This is a genomic window from Rhizobium anhuiense bv. trifolii (assembly GCF_024346605.1).
In the GTDB taxonomy this organism is placed as follows: Bacteria; Pseudomonadota; Alphaproteobacteria; order Rhizobiales; family Rhizobiaceae; genus Rhizobium; species Rhizobium anhuiense.
This window is the reverse complement of record NZ_CP098803.1, coordinates 4,651,050-4,676,691: the sequence shown is the minus strand read 5'-3', so window position 1 is coordinate 4,676,691 and position 25,642 is coordinate 4,651,050. Positions and strand designations below refer to the sequence as shown.

24 protein-coding genes are annotated in these 25,642 nt (G+C 61.7%); 18 read left to right on the top strand and 6 right to left on the bottom strand.

The window, feature by feature from the left end; translation table 11 throughout:
• Window positions 1-9 precede the first annotated feature (9 nt).
• The 7 genes from NE851_RS31500 (at window position 10) to NE851_RS31470 (ending at window position 5,766) form a co-directional block, all read left to right on the top strand.
• Window positions 10-318 carry a YciI family protein gene (locus NE851_RS31500; RefSeq protein ID WP_047615578.1) on the top strand — a complete coding sequence of 103 codons (309 nt, stop codon included), beginning with the start codon at window positions 10-12 and terminating at the stop codon, window positions 316-318.
• A gap of 39 nt (window positions 319-357) precedes the next feature.
• A complete protein-coding gene (odhB, locus tag NE851_RS31495) occupies window positions 358-1,620 on the top strand; it encodes a 2-oxoglutarate dehydrogenase complex dihydrolipoyllysine-residue succinyltransferase (RefSeq protein WP_047615577.1) in 1,263 nt (420 codons plus the stop codon).
• A 13-nt stretch (window positions 1,621-1,633) separates the two neighbouring features.
• On the top strand, window positions 1,634-2,383 hold the full coding sequence (locus NE851_RS31490) for a DUF4241 domain-containing protein (protein WP_097543603.1): 750 nt from the start codon (window positions 1,634-1,636) through the stop codon (window positions 2,381-2,383).
• The gene (locus tag NE851_RS31485; protein WP_097543604.1) at window positions 2,380-2,907 is read left to right on the top strand and encodes a hypothetical protein; all 528 of its coding nucleotides are present in this window, start codon (window positions 2,380-2,382) and stop codon (window positions 2,905-2,907) included. The genes NE851_RS31490 and NE851_RS31485 overlap by 4 nt, the downstream gene beginning before the upstream one ends.
• Complete coding sequence (locus tag NE851_RS31480; RefSeq protein ID WP_097543605.1) at window positions 2,904-3,656, top strand: SDR family oxidoreductase; 753 nt, start codon at window positions 2,904-2,906, stop codon at window positions 3,654-3,656. Before NE851_RS31485 ends, NE851_RS31480 begins: the two co-directional genes overlap by 4 nt.
• 97 nt (window positions 3,657-3,753) lie before the next feature.
• Complete coding sequence (gene lpdA / locus NE851_RS31475) at window positions 3,754-5,160, top strand: dihydrolipoyl dehydrogenase (RefSeq protein WP_047615572.1); 1,407 nt, start codon at window positions 3,754-3,756, stop codon at window positions 5,158-5,160.
• 105 nt (window positions 5,161-5,265) lie between these two features.
• Window positions 5,266-5,766, top strand: coding sequence for a cytochrome b (locus NE851_RS31470; protein WP_047615571.1), 501 nt, complete (start codon window positions 5,266-5,268; stop codon window positions 5,764-5,766).
• Between the two features lie 12 nt (window positions 5,767-5,778).
• Here NE851_RS31470 and NE851_RS31465 read toward each other — a convergent pair whose 3' ends face one another.
• Both NE851_RS31465 and NE851_RS31460 read right to left on the bottom strand, forming a co-directional pair.
• Window positions 5,779-6,855, bottom strand: coding sequence for a TraB/GumN family protein (locus NE851_RS31465; RefSeq protein ID WP_254959728.1), 1,077 nt, complete (start codon window positions 6,853-6,855; stop codon window positions 5,779-5,781).
• 102 nt (window positions 6,856-6,957) lie between these two features.
• On the bottom strand, window positions 6,958-7,893 hold the full coding sequence (locus tag NE851_RS31460) for a tyrosine recombinase XerC (protein ID WP_097543609.1): 936 nt from the start codon (window positions 7,891-7,893) through the stop codon (window positions 6,958-6,960).
• Between the two features lie 139 nt (window positions 7,894-8,032).
• Here NE851_RS31460 and NE851_RS31455 point away from each other — a divergent pair, with 139 nt between their 5' ends.
• Together NE851_RS31455 and NE851_RS31450 are read left to right on the top strand one after the other, a co-directional pair.
• Window positions 8,033-8,983 carry a GNAT family N-acetyltransferase gene (locus NE851_RS31455; protein WP_254959725.1) on the top strand — a complete coding sequence of 317 codons (951 nt, stop codon included), beginning with the start codon at window positions 8,033-8,035 and terminating at the stop codon, window positions 8,981-8,983.
• Between the two features lie 14 nt (window positions 8,984-8,997).
• Window positions 8,998-9,462, top strand: coding sequence for a GNAT family N-acetyltransferase (locus tag NE851_RS31450; RefSeq protein WP_254959724.1), 465 nt, complete (start codon window positions 8,998-9,000; stop codon window positions 9,460-9,462).
• On the opposite strand, the gene NE851_RS31445 is transcribed toward NE851_RS31450, so the two are convergent.
• From NE851_RS31445 to NE851_RS31435, 3 genes are read right to left on the bottom strand one after another with little or no spacing between them, the layout of a single operon-like run.
• Window positions 9,443-10,375: a dihydrodipicolinate synthase family protein gene (locus tag NE851_RS31445; protein ID WP_254959722.1), complete on the bottom strand. Its 933-nt coding sequence runs from the start codon at window positions 10,373-10,375 to the stop codon at window positions 9,443-9,445. The genes NE851_RS31450 and NE851_RS31445 overlap by 20 nt on opposite strands.
• Before the next feature lie 14 nt (window positions 10,376-10,389).
• A complete protein-coding gene (locus tag NE851_RS31440) occupies window positions 10,390-11,262 on the bottom strand; it encodes an amidohydrolase family protein (RefSeq protein ID WP_254962466.1) in 873 nt (290 codons plus the stop codon).
• Window positions 11,262-12,971 carry an IlvD/Edd family dehydratase gene (locus tag NE851_RS31435; protein WP_097543612.1) on the bottom strand — a complete coding sequence of 570 codons (1,710 nt, stop codon included), beginning with the start codon at window positions 12,969-12,971 and terminating at the stop codon, window positions 11,262-11,264. The genes NE851_RS31440 and NE851_RS31435 overlap by 1 nt, the downstream gene beginning before the upstream one ends.
• Window positions 12,972-13,214: 243 nt before the next feature.
• On the opposite strand from NE851_RS31435, the gene NE851_RS31430 reads away from it, so the two are divergent.
• Both NE851_RS31430 and NE851_RS31425 read left to right on the top strand, forming a co-directional pair.
• Window positions 13,215-14,240: a Gfo/Idh/MocA family protein gene (locus NE851_RS31430; protein WP_063473451.1), complete on the top strand. Its 1,026-nt coding sequence runs from the start codon at window positions 13,215-13,217 to the stop codon at window positions 14,238-14,240.
• Window positions 14,241-14,268: 28 nt separating this feature from the next.
• Entirely contained in the window at window positions 14,269-14,940 is a 672-nt protein-coding gene (locus tag NE851_RS31425) for a GntR family transcriptional regulator (RefSeq protein WP_028755853.1), read from the top strand.
• Between the two features lie 59 nt (window positions 14,941-14,999).
• Here the strand turns inward: NE851_RS31425 and NE851_RS31420 are convergent, their stop codons facing one another.
• Window positions 15,000-16,625 (bottom strand): GH39 family glycosyl hydrolase, encoded by a 1,626-nt coding sequence (locus NE851_RS31420; protein ID WP_254959718.1) that lies wholly within the window; start codon window positions 16,623-16,625, stop codon window positions 15,000-15,002.
• Between the two features lie 349 nt (window positions 16,626-16,974).
• On the opposite strand from NE851_RS31420, the gene NE851_RS31415 reads away from it, so the two are divergent.
• The 7 genes from NE851_RS31415 (at window position 16,975) to NE851_RS31385 (ending at window position 25,529) form a co-directional block, all read left to right on the top strand.
• Window positions 16,975-18,876 carry an ABC transporter substrate-binding protein gene (locus NE851_RS31415; protein ID WP_127431279.1) on the top strand — a complete coding sequence of 634 codons (1,902 nt, stop codon included), beginning with the start codon at window positions 16,975-16,977 and terminating at the stop codon, window positions 18,874-18,876.
• A 67-nt stretch (window positions 18,877-18,943) separates the two neighbouring features.
• Complete coding sequence (locus NE851_RS31410) at window positions 18,944-19,948, top strand: ABC transporter permease (protein ID WP_097543616.1); 1,005 nt, start codon at window positions 18,944-18,946, stop codon at window positions 19,946-19,948.
• A gap of 6 nt (window positions 19,949-19,954) precedes the next feature.
• The gene (locus NE851_RS31405) at window positions 19,955-20,812 is read left to right on the top strand and encodes an ABC transporter permease (protein ID WP_028755849.1); all 858 of its coding nucleotides are present in this window, start codon (window positions 19,955-19,957) and stop codon (window positions 20,810-20,812) included.
• 4 nt (window positions 20,813-20,816) lie between these two features.
• Window positions 20,817-21,851, top strand: coding sequence for an ABC transporter ATP-binding protein (locus NE851_RS31400; RefSeq protein WP_028755848.1), 1,035 nt, complete (start codon window positions 20,817-20,819; stop codon window positions 21,849-21,851).
• Entirely contained in the window at window positions 21,848-22,738 is an 891-nt protein-coding gene (locus NE851_RS31395; protein WP_047615555.1) for an ABC transporter ATP-binding protein, read from the top strand. Before NE851_RS31400 ends, NE851_RS31395 begins: the two co-directional genes overlap by 4 nt.
• Window positions 22,739-22,844: 106 nt before the next feature.
• Window positions 22,845-25,061: a primosomal protein N' gene (locus tag NE851_RS31390; RefSeq protein WP_028755846.1), complete on the top strand. Its 2,217-nt coding sequence runs from the start codon at window positions 22,845-22,847 to the stop codon at window positions 25,059-25,061.
• A 78-nt stretch (window positions 25,062-25,139) separates the two neighbouring features.
• Window positions 25,140-25,529 (top strand): AGROH133_08824 family phage infection protein, encoded by a 390-nt coding sequence (locus NE851_RS31385; RefSeq protein ID WP_028755845.1) that lies wholly within the window; start codon window positions 25,140-25,142, stop codon window positions 25,527-25,529.
• The last annotated feature ends 113 nt before the right edge of the window (window positions 25,530-25,642 follow it).

The window sequence follows — 25,642 nt, the reverse complement described above, 5'->3', positions numbered from 1 at the left end:
GGGGGCGCAATGGCTTATTTCTTTCTGAGACTGCTGCCGCCGCGCCCCACTTTCCCGCATGACGGGACCGGGGAGGAAATGGCGGCGATGAAACGCCATGTCGAATACTGGCATCGGCACGCCCTTGCGGGATCGGCTGTTATAGTCGGCCCCGTCTTCGAGGGTGAAGGCGCCTGGGGCATGGCAATCGTCGAAGTCGAGGATCAGGCGGCGGCACAGGCCCTCGCCGACGGCGATCCGATCATCGCTTCCGGTTTCGGTTTCCGTTTCGATATCCTGCCGATGCCCTCGATCATCTCGCGGCCACCCGCCGTCTGAAACGCATAAACGAAAACACACGAAATCAGGATTTGAACAATGGCCACAGAAATCCGCGTTCCAACTCTCGGTGAATCCGTCAGCGAGGCAACCGTCGGCACCTGGTTCAAGAAGGTCGGCGACGCCATCAAGGCCGACGAGCCGATTCTCGAGCTTGAAACCGACAAGGTGACCATCGAAGTTCCGGCACCCGCCTCCGGCACGCTTTCGGAAATCGTCGCCGCCGCCGGCGAAACCGTCGGTCTCGGCGCACTGCTCGGCCAGATCGCCGAAGGCGCTGCCGCTGCTGCCGCGCCGGCTGCTGCTGCACCGGCCGCCGCGCCTGCTCAGCCGGCCCCGGCTGCTCCCGCTCAGCCGGCACCGGTTGCCGCTGCGGCGGCATCGTCGGCAAGCGCCTCCGTCTCCACCATGCCGCCGGCCCCGGCGGCTTCGAAGATGCTGGCTGAAAACAATCTTTCCGCCGACCAGGTCGACGGCAGCGGCAAGCGCGGCCAGGTGCTGAAGGGCGATGTCATCGCCGCCGTCGCCAAGGGCATTTCCGCTCCGGCGGCCGCACCCGCCGCCCCTGCTGCTGCACGCGGCCCGTCGACGGTCGAGGATGCCTCGCGCGAAGAACGCGTGAAGATGACGCGCCTGCGCCAGACGATCGCCAAGCGCCTCAAGGACGCGCAGAACACTGCCGCCATGCTCACCACCTACAATGAGGTGGACATGAAGGCGGTCATGGATCTGCGCAACAAGTACAAGGACATTTTCGAGAAGAAGCACGGCGTCAAGCTCGGCTTCATGGGCTTCTTCACCAAAGCGGTGACGCATGCGCTGAAGGAACTGCCGGCTGTTAATGCCGAGATCGACGGCACCGACGTCATCTACAAGAACTATTGCCATGTCGGCATGGCCGTCGGCACGGACAAGGGCCTCGTCGTTCCTGTCATCCGCGACGCCGACCAGATGTCGATCGCCGAAATCGAGAAGGAACTCGGCCGTCTTGCCAAGGCAGCCCGTGATGGCTCGCTCTCCATGGCCGACATGCAGGGCGGCACCTTCACCATCACCAATGGCGGCGTCTACGGTTCGCTCATGTCTTCGCCGATCCTCAACGCGCCGCAGTCCGGCATTCTCGGCATGCACAAGATCCAGGAGCGGCCGGTCGCGATCGGCGGCCAGGTGGTCATCCGTCCGATGATGTATCTGGCGCTGTCCTACGATCACCGCATCGTCGACGGCAAGGAAGCGGTCACCTTCCTCGTGCGCGTCAAGGAAAGCCTGGAAGATCCGGAACGTCTGGTTCTCGATCTCTAAGGGAGCGCTTTCGATGCGGAACCGGATCATGCGAGCGGCGCGCCTTCTTCTTTGCGCTGCCGCCGCGCATGTCCCGGTCTCCGCATCGGCCGCCGGCTGGGACATCAGCAAGGCAAGCAGCAATTTCGACCTGGTGGCGCTCACCGATGCCGAACTCTCCGGCCGATCGATTGGCGTGATCCATATGGGCAATGTCGAATTGACGTCGGGGCGCATCGTCGCGGCCGATCCGCTCGCCCAGCCCGATCGTCCGGCGCTCGCCAGAACGGTTGCACCGGGCGAATATCCGGTGACGCTCTACCAGGCGTTCGGGCGCATCGCTGCCGCCAGCATGCGGTTTGCCGAGGGCAAGCCGGATCATTGGGAGCTTGCGGTCCTGGCCGGGCAGGATCCGGCGACGCTGAAGGACGGAGAGATTTTCGGCTATCCCGTCGATGCCGGCCTCGGCTGCTACATGGATGCCGATACGCTTGATCTGATCGGAGAGCGCGAAGCGCAGGCGCAGGCGCAAAAAACCGATGCCGACGTCAATTATTACGACGACGTGCTGGCCTCGGACCTCGATGCCAACAAGGGCGCCTATGCGCTGCATCGGCCGGTTGCCGGCAAGAAGGGCAATGTCGCGGTGTTCTGGAGCGGCTGGGGCGACGGTTTTTATCCGGTCTTTTGGGGCCTCGACAAGGACGGCCGCGCGCTGGTGCTGCTGACGGATTTCAGCGTTGTCGAGAATGCCGACGGGCGGAAGGAGCCGAAGCTGCAATGAGCGGAAAGGTCGGGATCACGGCGGGGAAAGGCGTGGCTGCAATCGCAGCCGCAGCGTTTTTCGCCGCTCCGGTGTCCGCCTTTGCTGCCGCCTGCAAGCAGGAACGAGCCGTCTACGTCGATCGCGACGGCGCCTATGAATTGCGCTTTGCGCCGCTGAATTCTCCGTCGGCTGCCGCCAGCAACCAATTCAAGATCAGCGCGCTCAAGACGTCAGTCGTGATGGAAGGTTATGTCATGCCATCGGAGGATCCGGTGCGGGCCATCGGCATCCTGATGTTCAACTGCCCAGAGGGTGATGCGACCGGCGCCGATCTTAATGCCTGCACGGTCTGGCAGGGCGCCGTCTATGGCATGGATGCCGAGGGCGAGATGGACAATCTGCAGCCCGAGGGCGCCGCGGCGGCCGAAAAGGTCGTTCTCCCCGGCCTTGGTCCCGCCATTCGCGAATCCAGCGCCTGGGGCGAGGGCAAGGCTATGGTGGCCCCCTGGGACGTGCTGATTTTCAAGGAGTGTGCGACATGAGCGATGCCCCTGTTGTTCTCATTACCGGCGGAAGTCGGGGTATCGGTGCTGCCGCCGCACGGCTCGCCGCGCGCCAGCGCTGGCGTGTCGCGGTGAATTACGCCGCCAACCGTCAAGCCGCGGATGCCGTCGTGGCTTCGATCACGGGGGCCGGCGGCGAGGCCGTGGCGATCCAGGGTGACGTCGGCAAGGCCGCGGATATCGTCTCGATATTTGCGGCGGTCGACCGGCATTTCGGCCGCCTCGACGGGCTCGTCAACAATGCCGGCATCGTCGACTATCCCCAGCGGATCGACGAGATGTCGGTGGAGCGGATCGAGCGCATGCTGCGCGTCAATGTGACCGGCTCCATCCTCTGCGCCGCAGAAGCGATACGCCGCATGTCGAGCCGGCATGGCGGCCAGGGCGGCGCGATCGTCAATATCTCGTCGATGGCGGCGGTGCTCGGTTCGGCGACGCAGTATGTCGATTATGCCGCCTCGAAAGCGGCGATCGACACGTTCACCGTCGGGCTGGCGCGCGAGGTTGCCGCCGAGGGCGTCCGCGTGAATGCCATAAGGCCGGGTGTCATCGAAACCGACCTCCATGCTTCCGGCGGTTTGCCGGATCGCCCGCGCGAGCTGGCGCCGTCGATCCCGATGCAGCGGGCGGGCACGCCCGAGGAGGTGGCCGATGCGATCCTCTATCTTCTGTCACCTTCGGCTTCCTATATCACCGGCGCGATCCTCAATGTGAGCGGCGGCCGTTAGAGCGACAGGGTGAAAACAGCATGCAGCATATTCTCGAATTCCTCGGCCTGACGTCGCGCGCGGCCGATTAAACGAAAAATCCAAAGGGAAAGAAACAATGTCCTACGATGTGATCATTATCGGAACCGGCCCGGGCGGCTATGTCTGCGCTGTGAAGGCAGCCCAGCTCGGCCTCAAGGTCGCCGTCGTCGAAAAGCGGGCGACCTATGGCGGCACCTGCCTGAACGTCGGCTGCATTCCGTCGAAGGCGCTGCTGCATGCCTCCGAAATGTTCCATCAAGCCGGCCACGGGATGGGCGCTCTCGGCATCGACGTCTCGGCGCCGACGCTCAACCTCGGCAATATGATGGCCCACAAGGATGCGACGGTGAAGGCGAATGTCGACGGCGTCGCCTTCCTCTTCAAGAAGAACAAGATCGATGCCTTCCAGGGCACCGGCAAGGTCGTTTCGGCCGGCAAGGTTTCCGTCACCGCCGACGACGGCAAGGTGCAGGAGATCGAGGGTAAGAACATCGTCATCGCCACTGGCTCGGACGTCGCCGGCATTCCCGGTGTGCAGGTCGAGATCGATGAAAAGACCATCATCTCGTCCACCGGCGGCATCGCGCTGGAGAAGGTGCCGGAAACGCTGATCGTCGTCGGCGGCGGCGTCATCGGCCTCGAGCTCGGTTCGGTCTGGTCGCGCCTCGGCGCCAAGGTGACGGTGGTCGAATATCTCGACACCATCCTCGGCGGCATGGACGGCGAAGTCTCCAAGCAGTTCCAGCGCATGCTCGCCAAGCAGGGCATCGATTTCAATCTCAGCGCCAAGGTCACCGGCGTCGAAAAGGGCGACAAGGGCGCCAAGGTCACGTTCGAGCCGGTCAAGGGCGGCGACAAGGTGACACTCGACGCCGAAGTCGTGCTGATCGCCACCGGCCGCAAGCCCTATACGGCGGGTCTCGGGCTGGAAGAGGCCGGTGTCGTGCTCGACAATCGCGGCCGCGTCGAGATCGACGGTCACTTCAAGACCAATATCGACGGCATCTATGCGATCGGCGATGTGGTCAAGGGTCCGATGCTCGCGCACAAGGCGGAAGACGAGGGCGTGGCGCTTGCCGAAATCCTCGCCGGGCAACATGGCCATGTGAACTACGAGGTCATTCCGAGCGTCGTCTACACCCAGCCGGAAATCGCTTCCGTCGGCAAGACCGAGGAAGAGCTGAAAGCGGCAGGCGTCGCCTATAAGGTCGGCAAGTTCCCCTTCACTGCGAACGGCCGCGCCCGCGCGATGCTGGCAACCGACGGCTTCGTCAAGATCCTTGCCGACAAGGAAACCGACCGGGTGCTCGGCGGCCATATCGTCGGCTTCGGCGCCGGCGAGATGATCCACGAGATTGCCGTGCTGATGGAGTTCGGCGGTTCGTCGGAAGATCTCGGCCGGACCTGCCATGCGCATCCCACGATGTCGGAAGCGGTCAAGGAGGCTGCGCTCGCGACCTTCTTCAAGCCGATCCATATGTAATCTTACATATTCGTAACAAAGCATGCAGCCGCTTGCCGTGAGGCAGGCGGCTGTTTTAATTGTTGCGCATTGCAGAATTCAAATATCGGACGAAGGTGAGGAAAAATGGAGCAGCCGTCCATTGCGGGTTACAGCCTGAGCCAGCGTTTTCTTCACTGGGCGATCGCGCTGCTGATTTTCTTCAACCTGCTGTTTCCCGATGGCATGAATACCTGGCGTCGGCTGATACGCAGAGGCGAGGTGCCGACGCCGGAACAGATTTCGTCGGCGAATATCCACGCCTATGTCGGCATCGCCATCCTGCTGCTTGCCGTTCTCAGGCTGGGACTGCGTTTTAGCAAGGGCGTGCCGGCCGAGGTCGCGCAGGAGCCGGCGATCTTCCGTCTTGCCGCCAGGCTTGCCCATGCCGGCCTCTACATCCTGATCTTCGCGATGCCGCTTTCGGGCATCGCCGCCTACTACTTCGGCATCGTTCCCGCCGGTTCGTTCCACGCGGATATCATGAAGGTTATTCTCTGGGCGCTGATCGTGGCGCATGTCGCCGGCGCCCTCGTCCATCAGTTCTATTGGAAAAGCAACGTGCTGCGCCGCATGACGCTCGGCTGACCGTCGGCGGGTTCAGTTTATCGCGGTGACGGTAAAGCCTTGCTGGCGCAGCAGTTCGATGACGCCGTCCTTGCCGGGCAGGTGCAGGGCGCCGACGGCCATGAAGACGTTGCCGCCGTCGAGGATGGGAGTGGCGCGCTCGGCCATCACCTTGTTGCGGTCGAGGATGACGCGCTGCTCGAAGGCCGCATAATCGTTGGTTTCGCCTTTGTCTTCCGGTGTTATGGTTTTCAACATCGGCATCGTCAGGCCGATGTCGCCGGAGAGGTAGAGGTCGGTCATCGTCTCGACGACATCGCTCATCTTGTCGCCGAGTTCCAACGTCTCGATCAGCGACTTCAGATGGAATTCGATCGGCAGATCGGCCATGGCCTGGATCTGCTCGGCAAGGGTTTCCAGCCCCTTGACCTGTTTGCCCTGAGCAACGGCGTCGGTGGCGATCTTCTGGTCGAGGAACTGCACGCCTTTCGCCTTGCGGGCGATTTCGCAGGCCGGCAGGGCGACGGCGCTCGAAATCATCCAGGGCCGCATGCGGGAAACGGCACCGAGCGGAATGCCGCGCTGCTTCAGCCCGGCTTCAAGGCGCTTGTAATCTTCGGGAGAAAGCAGCTTGTCGATCGTCGTGCCATCGGTAAACATCGTCAATTCAGGCTTTGCAAGCAGGGCCGCGGTCGCCTTTCGTTCGTCGAGGATCTCGTCGGATTCGATGATGATCGTGCCGGCGGCGTCGTGGGCGGCCTGGGCGCGCGGCGGCAGGGCCAGCACGCGCGGATCGGTGACATGCATGCTGCCGAGCAGCCACGAGGGGGCAAGTCCGGGTTTCTCGATCTTCCAGAAGATGCCCTTGCCGTTCGGCGTGGCATCGGCTTCCTTCAGCGCCTCGGCATAGCGGGCAGGGTCGTTCTGCTGCAGATCGACCATCAGGTTGCGGCCGGTGCAGGCCGCCTCTTCGGCCGCGGCCGGCCTTGCGGTAAGGAAGGCGACAAACAGCGCGGCAAGCAGCAGCATATGAAAGGCTGCAATCAGCCAGAGCAACAGATGGGCCGGCACTGCGAGGTAGGACGTCCGGCGGCCGATTGATGTCGTCATGATGGGTGTTCCGATCACATGCTCTATAGGCTTCATGCTCTACGCCCGGCTTGCGCATATTCCTTTAAGAGGATGCGTTAACGAAAAGTTACGAACGAAAAGTTACGCGCGCGGATGCGCCCGATCATACACCTCCAGCAGCCGCGATGCATCGACGCCGGTATAGACCTGCGTTGTGGAAAGGCTGGCATGGCCGAGCAATTCCTGGATGGTGCGCAGATCGCCACCGCCGGCAAGCAGGTGGGTGGCAAAGGAGTGGCGCAATGCATGCGGTGTCGCCGTCTCCGGCAGGCCGAAGGCGCTGCGCATCTTCTGCATGGTCCGCTGAATAATCGCCGGCTGCAGCCTGCCGCCGCGGGCGCCGCGAAACAGCGGCTCGCTACTTTCGAGGTGATATGGGCAGAGCGCGCGATATTTCTCGACCGCGTCGAAGACCACGGACAGCAGCGGCACCAGCCGTGTCTTGTTGCCCTTGCCGGTGATGCGCAGTGTCGTCGCACCTTTCTGCAGGTCGGCGGGAACGAGATCCAGCGCTTCGGAGATGCGCAGGCCGCAGCCGTAGAGCAGCGTCATCACGGCCGCATCGCGCGCGGCGATCCAGGGTTCGTCATGCAGCTGGGCTTCGTCGCTGACGACGGTAATCGCTTGGGTATCCGAGAGCGGTTTGGGCAATGATTTCGGCTGTTTCGGCGAGCGTATCGCGGCAGCACCGGCGGCATTGACCAGGCCCTTCTTTTCAAGATGGCGCAGCAGCGAACGAAGACCGGCAAGATTGCGGCCGAGCGATCGGGCGCCGGAACCCTGCTTGCGCCGGGCGGCCAGGAAGGCGCGAAAATCGGCGGGGCGCAATTCCCTGATATCGCCAAGTGTGGCCGGTCCGGCGAGGTGGCCGGTCAGAAAGGTCAGAAACTGGCGGGTGTCGCGTTCGTAAGCGTCGAGCGTGTGCTCGGAAAGACGGCGTTCGCGGGCGAGATTTTCGAGCCATGCGGCCCGCTCCGCCATCAGGCGCGGATCGGCGATAACAAGCAGTTCGTTCACGTCGCGAGCCTTGAATTTGCCTTCAAGTCCGCCAATTTGAAGCAGGAACGGTTATGGAATTGCTAATGCCGGCCAAGCCTTTGTCATCCTTCGATCATATTGTACTGCGATAGCTTATACCCCATAGACAGGATCTTTCATGGCACGGCGCGATTCCATGACGGCTTTCGGACAGCTCGCGGAAGCGATCGCTCTCGTTTCACAGGGAAAGCCCGGTCATATCGTCGATACGCTGATTGCCGAACGCGGCCAGAGGATCGTCAAAAATCCGCTCTGGCCGGTCATGCGACCGTTCCTCTACACGCTGCTGCGCTACAACAAGGCGCTCGAATTCGCCAATGCGGTTGCGAAAATGCCGGGCTTCCAGTCGTTCGAATATCTGAGTGACGTGCTGAAACTCGACATCGGCATCGTCAATGGCGAACGCATTCCGGAAACCGGCGGCTTCATCCTCGTCAGCAACCATCCGACCGGCATCGCCGATGGTGTTGCCGTGTTCGATCTCCTGAAAGCACGCCGGCCTGATATGATGTTCTTTGCCAATCGCGATGCCATCCGCGTCAATCCGCGCTTTGCCGAGATGATCATTCCCGTCGAATGGCGGGAGGAGTACAAGAGCAAGCTGAAGGCGCGCGAGACGCTGCAGCTGACGAACCATGCGGTTAGGGAAGGCAAGGCGACCGTGCTCTTTCCTTCAGGCCGCATCGCCTATTGGGCGAACGGCCGGCTGAACGAACGCCCATGGAAGACCTCGGCCGTCGGGCTGGCGCGCAAATACAATCTGCCGATCCTTCCCGTCCATATGACGGCACGCAATTCCGGCCTGTTCTACTGGCTGGCGAAATGGTCGACCGAGCTTCGCGACATGACGGTGTTTCACGAACTGCTGAACAAACGCGGCGATCGCTTCGATTTCGTGATCGGCAATCTCATCCCGGCCGAACATCTGGACGGCGACCTCACCGAGGTGACGAAGGCGCTGGAGAAACATACGGTGCGGGACATGGCGGTCGATGGCGATGCGACCTTCGTTCCGGTCGGCCTGCCGGATGCGGCGGTGCGCCGTGAGATTCCGGTTCCTGCAGCCTAGATTCGCGCACCACCATGGCAATCGATATCCGTATGATCCGCGATCGATTGCCGCAGGAGATCGCAGATCTCGAAAGCGCAGCCCGGCGGGAAGGATATCGCCATATCACGCGCCTTATCGACGAATGGTCGGCCGGCGATATCAGGTTCGAGCGGGACGGCGAAAGGCTGCTTGGCGCTTATGTCGATGCGGTGCTTGCCGGCGTCGGGGGCATGACCGTCGAAGTCGCCATGTCAGGGGCGTTGCGGATGCGGCGTTTCTACATCAGTCCGGCAATGCGCGGGCGCGGCATCGGCCGGATGCTTGCCCTGGCGCTGCTCGACCATGCGCGGTCGTGCTGCAGCATCGTCACCGTTCATGCGGGAAACGATGGTGCTGCGAAATTCTGGGAGTCGCTCGGATTTCAGGCCAACGGACAGTGCGGACACACACATCGTTTCGATCTGCATGTGTCGAGCTTCACGCCCCGATCTCGTTGAGGCGGATCGCCTGGCGCGCCAGCAGCCGCTCGACATCGGCAATATCGAGCGCCGACAGCCCGGCGCCCGGCTTGCGCAGGGCGGCGGACCTGATCACGCCGCGCTTGGCAAGCACGTATTTGCGCGAGGCAAGGCCGATGCCCTGCTGCTGTTCATAGCGGGCGAGCGGCAGATAGGTATCGAAGATCGCATGGGCGCGATCGGGATTTCCGGCCGCATAGGCCTCGACGACGCCGACCATCATCTCCGGATAACAAAAGCCGGTCATGGCGCCGTCGGCGCCGCGGCCCATCTCTTCGGGCAGGAAAAGTCCGCCATTGCCGCAAAGGATGGAGATGCGCCGCATGGCGCCCTTGTCACTGGCAGCGCGAAGCGCTGATATCTTCGAAAGACCCGGCCAATCCTCGTGCTTGAGCATGACGCAATTCGGCACCTCGTTGACGATGCGCTCGATGACCTTGGGCGCGATCGTCACATTGGTGGTGAGCGGATAATCCTGCAGCACGAAGGGCGTATCACCAAGGGCTTCGCCGACCGACTGGTAGAAGGCGAAAGCCTGATCGTCAGTCTTGACGGTCCAGGGCGGCGCGACCATGACGCCGGCAGCACCCGCCCCCATGACGGCTTCGGCGAGTTCGCGCATCGGCGCAAGTCCCGGCGCCGAGACGCCGACAACGACGGGAAGGCGCCCGTCAAGGCGCTTCAGCACCCGTTCGACCACGGCCCTCGATTCCTCGGCGGTCAATTTCGGGGCCTCGCCGAGCTGACCAAGCACCGTCAGCCCGGTGACGCCGGCGCCTTCGTAGAAATCGACCATGCTGTCGATGCTGGCGAGATCGAGAGAGCCATCATCGGTGAAGGGGGTTACGGCGATCACATAGACGCCCTTGGCATCTTCGGTCAGTCTGGCCATTCGTGGTCTCCCATTCAGCGGCCGAAGAACAGCACTTCGGCATTTCGAACAAAAATCTTTTCGGCAGCCGTGGGATCGTCGATGGCGGCCTGCATGGCCTCGATCAACTCGGCGTCATCGGGCATGCCATCCCATAATTCGGTGTGCGGCCAATCGCTGCCCCAGAGCAGCCTCTCCCCATGGCTCGCGGCAAGCGTGCGGGTGACCTCGGCGAAGCCTTGGTCGTTCGTCTCCTTCGTCAACCGATAGGGCGCGGTCACTTTGACATAGGCATCAGCCGCGTCCATCAGCCTTTTCAGCGCATCGACATGCTGTGGTCTCGTCTCTGTGGCAAGCGGAATGAAGCCGAGATGATCGACAACGATGGGCAGGCGGATGCCGGATAATGTTGCCGGAAGATCGGGAAGCTGTTCGGGATTGATCTGCAGTTGCAGCGACCAGCCGAAAGGCGCAATCCTTTCCGCCAGTGTCCTGGCGGTAGCCAAGGGAAGGCCGCCCTTGTTGCGTGTGTTGATCCGCACTCCGCGCACGCCGTGCCGGTGGAGCCGCTCGATCTCGGTCTCTCCAGTTTCGGGATCAATGACGACGATGCCGCGCAAACGGCCCGGAAAGGCGGCGAGCGCTTCCAGCAGCACGCTATTGTCGAGGCCATAGACGCTTGGCTGTACCAATACGCCCTTGGCGATGCCAAGGCTTTCTGAGAATTCGATCCAGTCGGCAATCGTCGCGATGTCAGGCGTATAGCTGCGCGGGGTGTTGAGCGGAGCGTCGGCGCGAAAGACGTGGAAATGCGTATCGACCGTGCCTTGCGGCAGTGCCGGCCGCGGCAAGCGCGCCAGTTGCCGGCGGGGCAGGCAAAGCGGGGCCTCTATATCAGCGGTACTCATCATGCGTCGAGCTCGTCGCTTTGCAGGAAATCGAAATCGGCGCCTTCGTCAGCCTGGAGCACGCGTTCCTGATAAAGTTTTGCATAGCCGCGCAACGGGGCAGGGGAGGGTCGGTCGATGATCTCCAGCATGCGGCGATCGAATTCCGCCTGGTCGATATCGATGTCGATGCGCCGGCCCTCGACATCGAGGCGAATGCGATCGCCGGTACGGACGATCGCCAGCGGGCCGCCATCGGCGGCTTCAGGCGCGATGTGGAGGATGATCGTACCGAAAGCCGTGCCGCTCATCCGGGCATCGGAAATCCGCACCATGTCCTTCACGCCCTGCCGGGCGAGTTTGCGGGGAATGGGTAGATAGCCGGCTTCCGGCATGCCGGGCGCGCCTTTCGGCCCGGCATTGCGCAGGACCAGAACATCGTCGGCCTTGACGTCGAGATCGTCGCTGTCGATGCGCAGCGTCATATCCTCGACGGAATCAAAAACGACGGCGCGGCCAATATGTTGGAGAAGATCCTTGGAGGCGGCGGATTGTTTGATGACGGCGCCGCGCGGCGCAAGATTGCCGTGCAGGACGGCGATCGTGCCGATCGGCTTTAACGGTTTCTCGACGGTGCGGATGATCGTCTGGCCCGGTTCGTCGACGACGTTGTCGATAATCTCGCCGATCGTCCTGCCGTAGACCGTCGGGGCGCTGCCATCGATTTCATGACGCACCGCCTTCAACAGCGCCGGGACGCCGCCCGCCTCGTGAAACTGCTCCATATAATGCTGGCCGGACGGCTGCAAGTCGACGAGCAGGGGTATGCTCCGGCCCAGCCGGTCGAGTTCGGCCATGTCGAGGCGACGGCCGAGGCGGCCGGTGATTGCGGCAAGATGCACGACGGCATTGGTCGAGCCGCCCATCGCCTGCAACGCCACGAGGCCGTTGCGGATCGCCTGTGGCGTCAGGATCTCGCGCACCGTCGGGGCGGCCTCATCCACGGCGAGCCGTGCGGCGACACGGCCGGTCTCCTCGGCAAGGCGGACGCGTTCGGATTCGACGGCGGGTGCCGAACCGGCGCGGGGAAGGCAGAGACCCATGACTTCGGTCAGGTTCGCCATGGTGCTCGCCGTGCCCATCACCGTGCAGGTGCCGATCGAGCTGGCCAGCTTGTTATTGACCTCGGTGATCTCGGCCTCGTCGATCTCTCCGGCGCGGAAGCGCCCCCAGAAACGGCGGCAATCCGTGCAGGCACCAAGCCGTTCGCCCCTGTGGTGGCCGACGGCCATCGGACCGGTCGGCAGGAAGATCGCCGGTATCTCGCTGCTGGCAGCCGCCATGATCTGGGCCGGCAAGGTCTTGTCGCAGCCACCAATCAGCACGACGGCATCCATCGGCTGGGCGCGGATCATCTCTTCCGTTTCCATCGCCATCAGATTGCGCAGATACATCGAGGTCGGCGAGGCAAAGCTCTCGTGGATCGAGATGGTCGGAAACACCATGGGCATCGCGCCCGCCAGCATAACGCCGCGTTTGGTGGCCTCGATGAGTTGCGGCACATTGCCGTGACAGGGATTGAAATCGCTGTAAGTATTGGCGATGCCGACGATGGGACGGTCGAGTGCATCGTCAGAATAGCCCATGGCCTTGATGAATGCCTTGCGCAGGAAAAGGGAGAATCCCTGATCGCCATAACTCGTCAGCTTGCGACGAAGACCGTTCGACAAACCTGTTCCTCCCTCGCCAACTTGACCATGGCCAATGTGCTGTCAGCGTAGTGGGATATGGAGGATTGTCAATAAATAAGATGGCGTCACCATATCGTATTTTTGGATATCTTCAGCGATACCCATAAGTTTCCAAGGAAATATCGATCGATCGTCGCCTCATTTTGATGAGTCGATGATTGGCTTTCATGAAGAAGCCGGATAGATTATTGATAAAATGAACTTGAATCAGAGGGAAGCGCCATGACGGGGACGAGACGACGGCGTATCGGAATGGTCGGCGCCGGCTGGGTCAGCGCCTACCATCTATCGGCATGGAGGCGGCAATTGCATCGCGCCGAGGTCGTGGCGATCGCCGACCCGTCGCGGAGCACGATCGAGGCCCGGCTGGCCGCCTTCGAGGTCGCGCGCAACTATGCGGGCGCTGAGGCGATGCTGGAAGCCGAGCAGCTCGATGCCGTCGATATCTGCGCGCCGCGGGAGTTTCACGCCGAACTGGTCCGGCTGGCGGCGGCAAGGGGGCTCGATATTATCTGCCAGAAGCCGCTCGCCTCTTCCTACGACGAGGCTGTTCACCTGTTGGCAGAGCTTTCCGGCAAGGGCAGGCTGATGATCCACGAGAACTGGCGGTTCCGCGCCTATTATCGGCGGCTGAAGGCATGGCTCGACGAAGGACTTGCAGGCGATGTCCGTCAGGCGCAGTTCGAATTCCTGTCCAGCGGCATGCTAGCGGATGCAGAGGGGCGAAGGCCGGCGCTGGTGCGCCAACCCTTCTTCCGGACGCAGGAGCGGCTGCTGGTCATGGAGGTCATGATTCATCATCTCGATACGCTGAGATATCTTCTGGGCGAGATGGAGGTGGTCGGTGCGCGGCTTGAGAGGAGCAATCGCGATATCGTCGCGGAGGATGTGGCATGCGTCGTCCTGCGCCGGCTGGGCGACGGCGTTCTTGTCACCGTCAACGCCAATCTCGCCGCGCATGGTGCTCCGCCGGTGCCGCGTGATCACTTACGCATCTTCGGAACGCGCGGCACGCTCGAACTCCAAGGCAATCTGCTCTTAGCGCAGGGTGCGGAGCAGCGCCGGGAGAGCTTCGATCTCGACGAGACCTACCAAGGCGCTTATGACGCGACCATTGCGCATTTCCTCGACAGTCTCGATGGAAAGGTCGCGATGGAAACATCGCCGGGCGATAACATGAAGACGCTTGCTCTTGTCGAGGATATCTATCGCTTGAGCCGGTTCGACCCGGAACGCAATCCACGGTAACATGGCGCGCCCGTCAGAGGAGATGACATTGCAGACGCTCAACGAAAGCCGCGAAGACGGCATCGAGCATGATGATCTAAGCATTGCCCGCGCGCTGGAGGAGGACATTATTTTCGGCCGGCTTGCGCCCGGGACCCGTCTGACCGAAGACGCGCTTCTAGCCCGCTTTCACGTCACGCGCCATTTCGCCCGCCAGGCGATCGTGCAGCTCGAGACGATGGGTATCGTGGTTCGGGAGCGCAACAAAGGGGCGACCGTCCGCTCGCTGACTGCTCGCCAGGTTCAGGAAATCTACGATGTCCGTGAGTTGCTGCAACGGCAGGCTGCGCTGTGGATAAAGCTGCCGGCACCTGAAGCGTTGATCGAGGAACTGCTGGCGCTGCACGAGGAGCATGGCCGTCACGTCGAATCCGGTTATCTCAGAGGCGTGCACGAGGCCAACGACAAATTCCACCTGACGCTTTTCGGCGCCTGCGGCAATGCGCATCTCGTGCAATCGATCGAGCTTTATATGCGTCTCAGCCTGCCCGTGCGCGCCAATTCGATGTCGAGCAAGGAGTCGCTACGCATCTCGCATGAGCATCACCGGCTGATGATCGAGATGCTGCGCGGCACTGACAACTGGGTTCTCGCCCAGCTCTGTGTCGACCATCTGCAGCCCAGCAAGAAACGTTATCTCGCCTATGTCAGCGATCATTGACGCGGCTAGCCGTTTGAAGGGGAGCGCATCGTTCGATTGCGCTCCCTTCGCCTACCGGCTCACCAATCGAGGCGCAGCAGAGACACGCCTTGACGCGGTAGGGAGACCTTGAGGACGATCTTGCCGCCATCAACCTTGACCGATGCCTCGTCGATCTCGGCGAGCTTTCCCGACGCTTCCAGCCTGGCATAACCTTCGCCGGTCGGATTCTGCGGCTTGCCCATCGCCGTCCAGACGCCGAAGGCGTTGGAATGTTCCTCGTCCATTCTGAAATGCCTGAGTGACGCGGACTTGTCGCCCCAGCCGTCGAGATTGACCGAAATGTCTGCGGACGGCCCGGCTTCATCATCGTCGTGATAATGCCAGAGCAGAATGGAAACGCCCTTATCGTCGCGGGTCGCCACGACATTGACATCGGGCTTGCCGCGCACGCCGTGGTTCATGATGTCCTCGATGTCGCGGCGATAATCGCTTTCCGATTCCAGCCACTCGCCGCCGAGTTTGCCGAGCATGCGGAAGCCATTGAGAACGGCCTTGTCGACGCCGTTGGTCGCAAGATCGCGGAAACCGTCGAAATAGGGCTGGTCGTCGAAGAGGAAGGCCCAGGTGACCGCCCCTTCGATATGGATGTTGGCGCGTCTTGCAAGCTCATAGGTGCGGATCATACTCTCGACGATATAGACGCCGTAGAGCGGACCATTGCGATAGCCGTTCTGGGGATGGACGCGTGCGGAACAGGCCGCGCAGCCTTCCGGATCGGATTCGCCGATTACCACGGGCAGGTGCCGGAGTTCCGGAAATTCATTGATGATGGCAAGGTTTGTCTCGATGTCACGGAGCTGTTTGTGCAGGCCCATCCGAACGTGACCCTCATAGATCACCGGATTGCCCTTGGCGTGGAAAGCGAGGAAATCGATTGGCGACTTGTTTTCGACGACATGCTTGAGGAAGGCACGCAGGAAGGTCTGGGCCTTTTCGTTGGCAAAGGCGCCACAGGTATGCGGTCCGCCGACACGGGCATTCGGCAAGGCACGCTTCAGAGCCTTGGCGCTGACATCATACATTTCGCAGAATTGCGGGATGGTGCCGATCCAGTAGTGACCGTCCGGCTCGTTCCAGACTTCCCACGGCCAGCTTGAAACGACGGCCTCGCCATATCTTTCGGCGAGATGGCGCGCCCATGCTTCGATCAGGTCGCTCCATTTCTTCAGGTCCTTCGGTGGAGCCGTCCAGCCGGTGGTGATCGTCGCGTATTTATCGGCCGGCTCCCATTCGTGACGGTAAGGACCGTCGAAATCGGAGAGAGCTTCCGGTGTGAAGCCGATCTGGATCAGCGGAATGTTGCCGGCTTCGACATAGGTGTCGAAGATCTTGTCGATGATCGTCCAGTCGTAGACCGGATTGCCGTCAGCATCCTCGGTATAGGCATTGGTCGAACCCCATTTGAGGGCAGGCAGGCCGTCGCCGCTGGTCAGAAGATTGTGCGCGCGGATGCGGGGCGGCTCGGGGCTGAGTTCTGTGAGTTCCTTGAGCAGCTTCCTGCCGTGTGGGGAGTAAGTGTAATTCGGCTCGTCGTAGCCGAACCAGTTCCACAAGGGTTCGTATTTGCCGGTCGGCCGGTTGGCGTGAACGGAGATCGTCACGTCATAAGGGCTGCTCATCGTGGTGTCCTCTTGAACGATCATGCCAAAGCCCCTCCCGAAAGCGGCCGACCTGTCTGGTGATGAAGTACGGCCTCTTGGGAGGGTGCCGCGCTCGCCGCAAAAGCTAAGCCAAATGCTCACTTTGTCAATAATATAAAAATATGCTTTATCATTGAGCGTCAAAAATGCCTGAAAATGCGCTATTTTTTATAGTCACCAAAATTATCGGTTGCCGTTTCTTGAAAAATTGTCGATAACTGTGGCGTGAGCTCGCCCGCCGTCGAGGAGTGCATGTGTCCCTGCGGCACGCGCAGGCAGGGGTTTGCTGGACGCATCGTCAATTGATTACGGGAAGCGCTCGCCGTGGCGAGTTGAGGAGGAGGAACATCCGATGAAGTTCCGTAGATATGCAGCCATCGCGCTAATGTCTCTTATGGCCCTTCCGGCATTTGCGCAGGATTTCATTGCCGGCATACCGCGCAACGAAACGCTGATTATCCAAGGCACGCCGCAGCAGAATGCCGACTGGTTCAACCTCTGGGCTCCTGGGGGCGGGGCGGCGGCAAACCTCAACGGCCTGCAGCAGCTGACCACCGATACGCTATGGTTCATCAATCCCGAAGGCGGCAAGGACGCCTGGCAGAACGCCCTTGCCAGCGAGCCCCCGAGCTACAACGCCGATTTCACCGAGATGACGGTGAAGCTGCGCAAGGGCATCTTCTGGAGCGACGGTGTCGAATTCACCAGTGACGATGTGGTCTATACCGTGCAGACGCAGATCGATCATCCCGGCATGGCCTGGAGCGCGCCCTTCACCGTCAATGTCGCGAGCATGGAAAATCCGGATCCGCAAACGGTCGTCTTCCATCTGAAGAAACCGAACTCGCGCTTCCACACGCTTTTCACCGTTCGCTGGAATGCCGCCTGGATCATGCCGAAGCATGTCTTCGAGAAGGCTGCAGATCCGCTGTCGTTCAACAACAACCCGCCGGTCTCGCTCGGGCCCTATCAGCTGCAAAGCTATGACAAGGGCGGCAACTGGACGATCTGGAGGCTGCGCGACGACTGGCAGCGCACGTCGATCGGCCTGGCTGCGAAACAGCCGCCCGAGGTCAAATACGTCGTCTATCGCGCCGCCGGCAATCCGGAAGCCCGCGTTATCGAACAGCGCAACCACAATCTCGACGTCATCAACGACATGGCGCCCGAGGGCATGTTCTCGATCATGCGTGACAGCAAGAGTACGGCCTCGTGGCTGAAGGGTTTCCCTTTCGCGCATCCGGATCCGACGCTGCCTTCCGTTCTCTTCAATACGAAGAAGGCGCCCTTCGACAATAAGGATGTTCGCTGGGCTCTCGCGCTGCTGATCGATATCCGCGAAGTGGCGCTTGGCTCCTATCGCGGTGCGGCCAATATCGCAGCCCTAGCCACGCCACCGACGGGTTCTGCCCCTGACGACTATTACGCACCGATGCAAGACTGGCTGACGAATTTCGAGCTCGACACCGGTTCCCGCAAGATCAAGCCTTACGATCCGAACATCTCGGCGCAGATCGCCAATATGGTGCGCAGCCAATGGGCCGATCAGATCCCGACGGATCCGGCCAAACTACAGCGTACATTCGGCTTCGGCTGGTGGAAGAAGGACGTTCAGGCCGCCACCGAACTGCTGCAGAAGGCAGGCTTCAAGAAGAGCGGTCGCCAGTGGGTAAAGCCTGACGGAACGCCCTTTACGATCCGTCTGCAGGTGGAAGGCGATGCCATTCCGACACTGGCCCGCGCCGGCACGGTGATTGCCCAGCAATGGACGCAGGCGGGCATCGCGACCAAGGTCGATGTCGCCGGCCCAACCAACGGTCAACGCCTCAGCACAGGCGATTTCGAGACGGCGATCTACTGGAGCATCGAGACCTGGGGCGGTCATCCCGATCTCTCCTTCTTCCTCGACAGCTATCATTCGGAGTTCATCAAGCCGCTCGGGCAGATCCAGCCGCCGCGCAATCTGCAGCGCTGGCAGGATCCGCGTCTCGACCTGCTCATCGAGAAGAACCGATCGATCGCCTTCGATTCGCCGGATGTCGCCAAGCTCGGTCAGGACTTCCTGAAGCTCGCCGTCGAGGAAATGCCGATGATCCCGCTGATGGCCTACAACAAGTTCGCGCCGCTCGATACGACCTATTGGACCAATTATCCAAGCGCGGACAATCCCTATTCGGCCTCGGGTCCGAACTGGTCGAACATCCGCTACATGGTGGTCGGGCTGAAGGCCAACCCGGATACGCCGAAGCCTTGATCGGGGCACCATAAAGGAGACAGCCGGCCGCCGGCTGTTTCCGTTCTGCTATTGAAGGGTCGATGTCATGAATGGCTTTCTGATCTATGCGGCAAAACGTTTTCTGCAATTTCTCTTCGTGGTCTTCACCGGCATCACGCTGGCCTTCCTGATTGCGCATTTTTCGCCGGTCGATCCGATCGAGCAGACCGTGTCGCTGCTGACGAGCTTCGGCTCCACCGATCCGCAGGCCGTCGAGATCCTTCGCGAATCGCTGCGTGAACTCTACGGCACCGGCGGGCCGTTGCTGGACCAGTACGTCACCTTCTGGGGCCGCGTCCTGACCGGCGATTTCGGTCCATCGCTCTCTTCCTTCCCGACCCCCGTCATGACCGTGATCGGCCGGGCTCTTCCCTGGACGGTCGGGCTTCTGACGCTCGCAACGATCATTTCCTGGATCATCGGCAATTTCCTCGGCGCGCTTGCCGGTTATTTCCACAGCAGTAAGTTGCTGAAGGTCGCCGGTGTCGTCATCATGGCGCTACAGCCGATCCCGACCTACATCATCGGCCTCAGCCTGGTGATCCTCTTCGGTTTCATCTGGCCTATCCTGCCGATCAGCGATGGCGCACAGGTCAATCTCCCGCCCGGCTTCAACTGGGCCTTCATCAGCTCGGTGATCGAGCATGGCATCTTGCCGGCCCTGACCCTCGTGCTCGTCGGCGTCGGCGGCTGGTTCATCTCGATGCGCTCGCTCGTATCCAACATCGTCACCGACGATCATGTCGTTTACGCTGAACTCGGCGGCGTGCGCTCGCGCAGCATCTTTTCACAATATGTCGCGCGCAACGCCATGCTGCCGCAGGTCACCGGCCTGGCGCTCAGTCTCGGCAACGTCTTCGGCGGCGCCGTCATCGTCGAGTTCGTCTTCAATTATCCCGGGATCGGCAAGCTTTTGATCTCCGGCATTTATTCCGGCGATTATAGCCTCGTGCTCGGCGTCACCACCATCGCCATCATCGCCGTCGCCGCCGCGGTTTTCGTGATCGACATCATCTATCCGCTGATCGATCCGCGCGTGAAACTGGGATAATCCGTGATGTTCAAAGTCCTCAGAGACCTGCTGCGCTACAACAAGGAGTTCCTGCTCGGAACCGTCCTGATCTGCCTCATCCTGGCGTTGATCGTGGCATCGTTCTTCTCGCCCTATGACGAGAACGCCATCTATGTCGTCGCGCCCGACATGCCGCCTTCGGCCGAATTCTGGCTCGGCACCACCTCGCGCGGCCAGGAGGTTTTCTGGCAGATCGCCGCCTCGATGCGCAACACGCTGTTCTTCGGCATCATCGTCGCTTTCGTCAGCCGCATCATCGCCATCGCCGTGGGGCTGATCTCGGGCTATATCGGCGGCCGGACAGACCAGATCATCATGGCGGTCAACGATACGCTCGGCGCCCTGCCGAATATTCCGATCCTGCTGCTTCTGGTTTTCGTGCTTCGCGACCAGATGACGTGGTTCATGCTGGCGATCACCGCAGCGCTGCTTGGATGGACGCATGACAGTCGTCTGATCCGCTCCGTCGCCCTGTCTCTCCGCCACCGGGAATTCACCCGGCACGCGGTCTTCTCGGGCATGCGCACACGGCAGATCCTCATCCGCGAGCATCTGCCCTATGTGATGCCGATCGTCTTCTTCACGACGATGAACAACCTGATCTGGGCGATCGGCCTCGAGGTGACGCTCTCGGTGCTTGGGTTTTCCGACATCAACCGGCCGACGATCGGCGGCATGATCTACTGGGCCAATGCGCATTCCGCAATGGTATCGGGCATATGGTGGTGGGTCGCCTTCCCGATGCTCTTCGTCGTCATCCTGTTCCTCGGCCTGTTCATGCTCGCCATGTCGGTGAACGAATATATCGACCCGCGTTCGCGCCTGGCCCGGATGGGAGCTTAAGGAGATGCAGAATCTGATGAGAAGGCGGCCGTTGACCCTTGCCGAAAACGCCATGGACGCCCTGACGATCGATGGGCTGAAATGCTACTACGTCAATGATTATTTCGGCGTGCGGCGGGAGATCCGCGCCGTCGACGATATCAGCCTGACCATCCGCAAAAACGAGATCTACGGCATTGCCGGCGAATCCTCGAGCGGCAAGACATCGCTGATCAAGACTTTGGCCGGCGCCATCCGCCCGCCGATGCGCGTCGTCGGCGGAACGGTGAAATTCAATTTTGCCGACGGGCCCATCGATGTCTATGCCGAACCGGACAAGATGAAGGCGGCACGCTGGCGCCACCTTTCCTACATCATGCAGGGCTCGATGAACGTGCTGAACCCGGTCAGAAGGGTCAAACACGCCTTCACCGATTTCGCCTCCCGCCATATGAACCTCGATCCCGCTGCCTTCCACGCCCGTGTCGAAGCACATCTTGCCCGGCTGCATCTCGATCCCCATGTGCTCGATGCCTTTCCGCACCAGCTTTCGGGCGGCATGCGCCAGCGTCTGACGATCGCCCTTGCAACTGTCTGCGAGCCGGAATTCATCATCGCCGACGAGCCGACGACGGCGCTCGACGTGCTCGTCCAGCAGGACGTGCTGGCGCTGATCAAGGAAGTGCAGATGCGCATGCAGTCCTCGGTCATCTTCGTGACGCACGATATGTCCGTGCATGCCGCCATCACCGACCGGTTGGCCATCATGTATGCGGGCCGGCTGGCGGAGGAGGGGCCGACGCAGGCGATCTTCGACAATCCCCAGCATCCCTATACCGTCCATCTGATCGGCAGCCTGCCGCGCATCGGCGACGTCTCGACGCGAAAGAGCCTTAAAGGCAAGCCGCCGGCGCTTTCGGATCCGCCTTCAGGATGCCGGTTCCATCCACGCTGTCCGATTGCGATCGACAAATGCGCCCGTGAAGTGCCGGCCATGCTGCCGAGCGCCACAGGCGGGCGGGTCGCATGCTTCCGCGCCGGGGAGTACCAGATCCAATGAGCAGCCATTTCCTCCTCGAACTCGACCATGTGACCAAGCTCTTTCCGATCGGCGGTTTCTTCTCGCGCGAAAAGATGAAGGCGGTGAACGATGTCAGCTTCGCCCTTGCCGCCGACAAGCCCGAGATATTCACGATCGTCGGTGAATCCGGTTCCGGCAAATCGACGCTGGCAAAGATGATCCTCGGTAATGAAAAGGCCGATCGGGGCAGCATCCGCTTCGACGGCGCTGATGTGAAGTCGGTGCATTCCCGCAGGGACCGCGAGGCTTTCATGGCAAAGGTCCAGCCGGTCTTCCAAAATCCGTTCGAGGCCTTCAATCCGCTGACCCGGATCGACGAGTATCTGCTGGCCACCGCCCATCGCTTCAAGGGCGCGAAGAGCCGCGCCGAGAAAGAGGCGCTTGCCGACGTTGCCCTTCAGCGCGTCGGCCTTTCGATGGCGGAGATAAAAGGTCGTTTCTCGCATGAGCTTTCAGGCGGTCAGTTGCAGCGCATTGCCGTCGCCCGCGCCCTGATACCGGAGCCGAAGCTGATCGTCGCCGATGAGCCCGTCTCGATGGTGGACGCATCGCTTCGCATGTCGATCGTCAATCTCTTCCGCGATCTGCGCGACTCTCTCAACGTCTCGATCGTCTACATCACCCATGATCTTGCGACCGCCTATTACATTTCCGATCGCGTGGTGATCATGCGCAAGGGTGTGGTGGTGGAGAGCGGAGATGCCAGGGACGTGCTGGAACATCCGAAACACGCCTATTCGATCGCCTTGAAGAACGCGGTGCTACCGCCCAATCCTCGCGACGCGTCGGCGATCATCCGCCTGCGGCAGCGCAACGGCGAGACAAATGAAGCCTATTCCGGCGATGGCGACCGCTTGGCCAGATGAAGCTGGCGCTCTGAGCTTCGGTCGTCAAATCGTCGCGACGCCCCGGAACCCATCGCTCTGTCTTTGCGGTTCCAATTCCATCGATTTGCGGGCATGGTCTCGCCCGATGAGCACAGATTCGTCCGATCTCTTTGGCGCGCTTTTCGAGGCACCGCCCGCGAACCGAACGGTTCCGGTGCTGGTGCCGATGCCGGCGCCAAAGCCCTATTCCTATTCGGTGCCGGATGGCATGGCGGTCGAGCCCGGCTCGGTCGTGCAGGTGCCGCTCGGCCCGCGGCAGGTGATCGGCGTCGTCTGGGACGGCGGCGAGGACGGCGTCGATCCGAAGAAGCTCCGGCCGATCAGCCATGTCTTCGATTGCCCGCCGCTTTCCAAAGAGATGCGGGATTTCATCGATTGGGTGGCCACCTATACGCTCTCGCCGCCCGGCCTCGTCGCGCGCATGGCGCTGCGGGCGCCGAACGCCTTCGAGCCGGAACCGATGGTGGAGGGGTTGAAGTTCGTCGGCGGCGACCCGGAGCGGATGACGCCGGCGCGCGCCCGGGTGCTCGACACGGCCTCCGACGGCTTTTCCTGGACGCGCAGCGGCCTGGCGCATGCGGCGGGCGTTTCGACGAGTGTCGTCGATGGGCTGATCACGCTCGGCATCTTCGAGACGATATTTTTGCCGCCGCCGCCGGTGGTGGCGATGCCGGATCCGGATTTTGCCGCAGCCCGTCTCGAAGGACCCCAGAAGCAGGCGGCCGAGGAGATCGTTTCCGACGTCCGCAAGGGCGAGTTTTCGGTGTCGCTGATCGACGGGGTGACCGGCTCCGGCAAGACGGAGGTCTATTTCGAGGCGATTGCCGAGACGCTGAAGCGCGGCAAGCAGGTGCTGATCCTGCTGCCGGAGATCGCGCTGACGGCAAGTTTCATGGAGCGCTTCCAGGATCGTTTCGGGGCAAAGCCGGCCGAATGGCATTCCGATCTGGCGCCGCGCATGCGCGAAAAGGTCTGGCGCCAGGCGGTGACCGGCGAAGTGCGCGTGGTGGCGGGCGCCCGCTCGGCGCTCTTCCTGCCCTTCGAGGATCTCGGTCTGATCATCGTCGACGAGGAACACGATCCCGCCTACAAGCAGGAGGATCGCGTCTTCTACAATGCCCGCGACATGGCCGTCGTGCGCGGCCGCATCGGCGATTTTCCCGTCATTCTGGTGTCGGCGACGCCGTCGGTCGAAAGCCAGGTCAACGGGCAGAGCGGCCGCTACAGCACCGTTCACCTGCCGACGCGTTTCGGCGATGCGGCGCTGCCGGACCTGCATCTCATCGATATGCGCCGGCATGCGCCGGAGCGAGGCGGCTTCCTGTCGCCGGTGCTGATCCGGGCGATCGGCAAGACGGTGGAGAAGCGCGAACAGGCACTGCTCTTTCTCAACCGGCGCGGTTATGCGCCGCTGACGCTCTGCCGGGTCTGCGGTCACCGATTCCAGTGCCCGCAATGTTCGAGCTGGCTGGTGGAGCATCGCTTCCGCAAGCAGCTGCAATGCCATCAATGCGGCCATGCCGAGCGCACGCCGGAAGCGTGCCCGGAATGCGGTACGCTCGACCATCTCGTCGCCTGCGGGCCGGGAGTCGAGCGCATCGCCGAGGAGGTGGAGCGGCATTTCCCGGAGGCGCGAACGATCGTTCTTTCCTCGGATATCATGGGCGGGGTGAAGCGGCTGCGGCTGGAGCTGGACGCGATCGCCAAGGGCGAGGCCGATATCGTCATCGGCACCCAGCTCGTCGCCAAGGGGCATAATTTTCCACTGATGACACTGGTCGGCATCGTCGATGCCGATCTCGGCCTTGCCAATGGCGACCCGCGCGCGGCCGAGCGCACCTTCCAGCTTTTGTCGCAGGTGACCGGCCGTGCCGGGCGCACCGGCCTCAAGAGCCATGGGCTGCTGCAGACCTACCAGCCGCAGCATCCGGTCATGCAGGCGATCGTGTCAGGCGATTCCGACGCCTTCTATGAGCGCGAGATCACCGAACGCGAACGCGCCGTATTGCCGCCCTTCGGCCGGCTCGCCTCGATTATCGTTTCGGCCGAAACCCGCCACGACGCCGAAAACCATGCGCGCGGCATGCGCAACGCCGCACCTCAGGTGTCGGGCATCTCGGTCCTCGGCCCGGCCGAAGCGCCGCTCGCGCTGGTGCGCGGCCGCCACCGTTTCCGCCTGCTGGTGCACGGGCGGCGGAACTCCGACATGCAGGGGTTCTTGCGGGTGATGCTGTCGCAATCGCCCAAGGAGCGCGGATCGGTGCAGGTGCAGCTGGATATCGATCCGCAGAGTTTTCTCTAAAACAGAACGTCGCCATTTCCTCCTTTTTCGGCGCATGCCATAAAACACTGATTCATCCGGGTGATTTGGGGCTGACGCATGGAGTTTTATTTTCCGACCGAGCTTGGCGAGCAGCTTGCCTTTTGCTCCGCCGCTTTCACGGCGCTCGCCGGCTTCATCATGATGTTCGCCCCGGGCCAAACTTTCCGTCTCCTCGGTCTGCAGGCACAGGAGGGGCGGCCGGAAGGCTTCGGCGAGGGACGCTCGATGGGCGGCTTTTATCTCGGCTTCGGCCTGTCGGCGATCATGCTCGCCCAGGACTGGATCTACATGGCGCTCGGTGCCTCCTTCGCCATGGCTGCCTTTGCCCGGATCATCTCGATCCTGTCCGATAAGGGGAGTAATATCGTCAACTATTTACTCCTGGTTGTGCAGATCGCTTTGGCCGCGTTACCACTGCTCTACGTTTTCGGCTTCACCCAGACGTAACTCTTGCTGCCGGCAGACGGCTTCCGTGGCCTGCTTTCAGGCCATTGCGCAATTTTGCGGACAGAAATTCATGTGAAAGGCGTATTCGGGCATTACGCGTGTTGCGAGTCCGA

Coding starts and splice junctions, on each gene's coding strand:
- NE851_RS31500 (WP_047615578.1), top strand. CDS start 10: ATGGCTTATTTCTTTCTGAGACTGCTGCCGCCGCGCCCCACTTTCCCG.
- odhB (WP_047615577.1), top strand. CDS start 358: ATGGCCACAGAAATCCGCGTTCCAACTCTCGGTGAATCCGTCAGCGAG.
- NE851_RS31490 (WP_097543603.1), top strand. CDS start 1,634: ATGCGGAACCGGATCATGCGAGCGGCGCGCCTTCTTCTTTGCGCTGCC.
- NE851_RS31485 (WP_097543604.1), top strand. CDS start 2,380: ATGAGCGGAAAGGTCGGGATCACGGCGGGGAAAGGCGTGGCTGCAATC.
- NE851_RS31480 (WP_097543605.1), top strand. CDS start 2,904: ATGAGCGATGCCCCTGTTGTTCTCATTACCGGCGGAAGTCGGGGTATC.
- lpdA (WP_047615572.1), top strand. CDS start 3,754: ATGTCCTACGATGTGATCATTATCGGAACCGGCCCGGGCGGCTATGTC.
- NE851_RS31470 (WP_047615571.1), top strand. CDS start 5,266: ATGGAGCAGCCGTCCATTGCGGGTTACAGCCTGAGCCAGCGTTTTCTT.
- NE851_RS31465 (WP_254959728.1), bottom strand. CDS start 6,855: ATGACGACATCAATCGGCCGCCGGACGTCCTACCTCGCAGTGCCGGCC.
- NE851_RS31455 (WP_254959725.1), top strand. CDS start 8,033: ATGGCACGGCGCGATTCCATGACGGCTTTCGGACAGCTCGCGGAAGCG.
- NE851_RS31450 (WP_254959724.1), top strand. CDS start 8,998: ATGGCAATCGATATCCGTATGATCCGCGATCGATTGCCGCAGGAGATC.
- NE851_RS31445 (WP_254959722.1), bottom strand. CDS start 10,375: ATGGCCAGACTGACCGAAGATGCCAAGGGCGTCTATGTGATCGCCGTA.
- NE851_RS31440 (WP_254962466.1), bottom strand. CDS start 11,262: ATGAGTACCGCTGATATAGAGGCCCCGCTTTGCCTGCCCCGCCGGCAA.
- NE851_RS31430 (WP_063473451.1), top strand. CDS start 13,215: ATGACGGGGACGAGACGACGGCGTATCGGAATGGTCGGCGCCGGCTGG.
- NE851_RS31420 (WP_254959718.1), bottom strand. CDS start 16,625: ATGATCGTTCAAGAGGACACCACGATGAGCAGCCCTTATGACGTGACG.
- NE851_RS31415 (WP_127431279.1), top strand. CDS start 16,975: ATGAAGTTCCGTAGATATGCAGCCATCGCGCTAATGTCTCTTATGGCC.
- NE851_RS31410 (WP_097543616.1), top strand. CDS start 18,944: ATGAATGGCTTTCTGATCTATGCGGCAAAACGTTTTCTGCAATTTCTC.
- NE851_RS31405 (WP_028755849.1), top strand. CDS start 19,955: ATGTTCAAAGTCCTCAGAGACCTGCTGCGCTACAACAAGGAGTTCCTG.
- NE851_RS31400 (WP_028755848.1), top strand. CDS start 20,817: ATGCAGAATCTGATGAGAAGGCGGCCGTTGACCCTTGCCGAAAACGCC.
- NE851_RS31395 (WP_047615555.1), top strand. CDS start 21,848: ATGAGCAGCCATTTCCTCCTCGAACTCGACCATGTGACCAAGCTCTTT.
- NE851_RS31390 (WP_028755846.1), top strand. CDS start 22,845: ATGAGCACAGATTCGTCCGATCTCTTTGGCGCGCTTTTCGAGGCACCG.
- NE851_RS31385 (WP_028755845.1), top strand. CDS start 25,140: ATGGAGTTTTATTTTCCGACCGAGCTTGGCGAGCAGCTTGCCTTTTGC.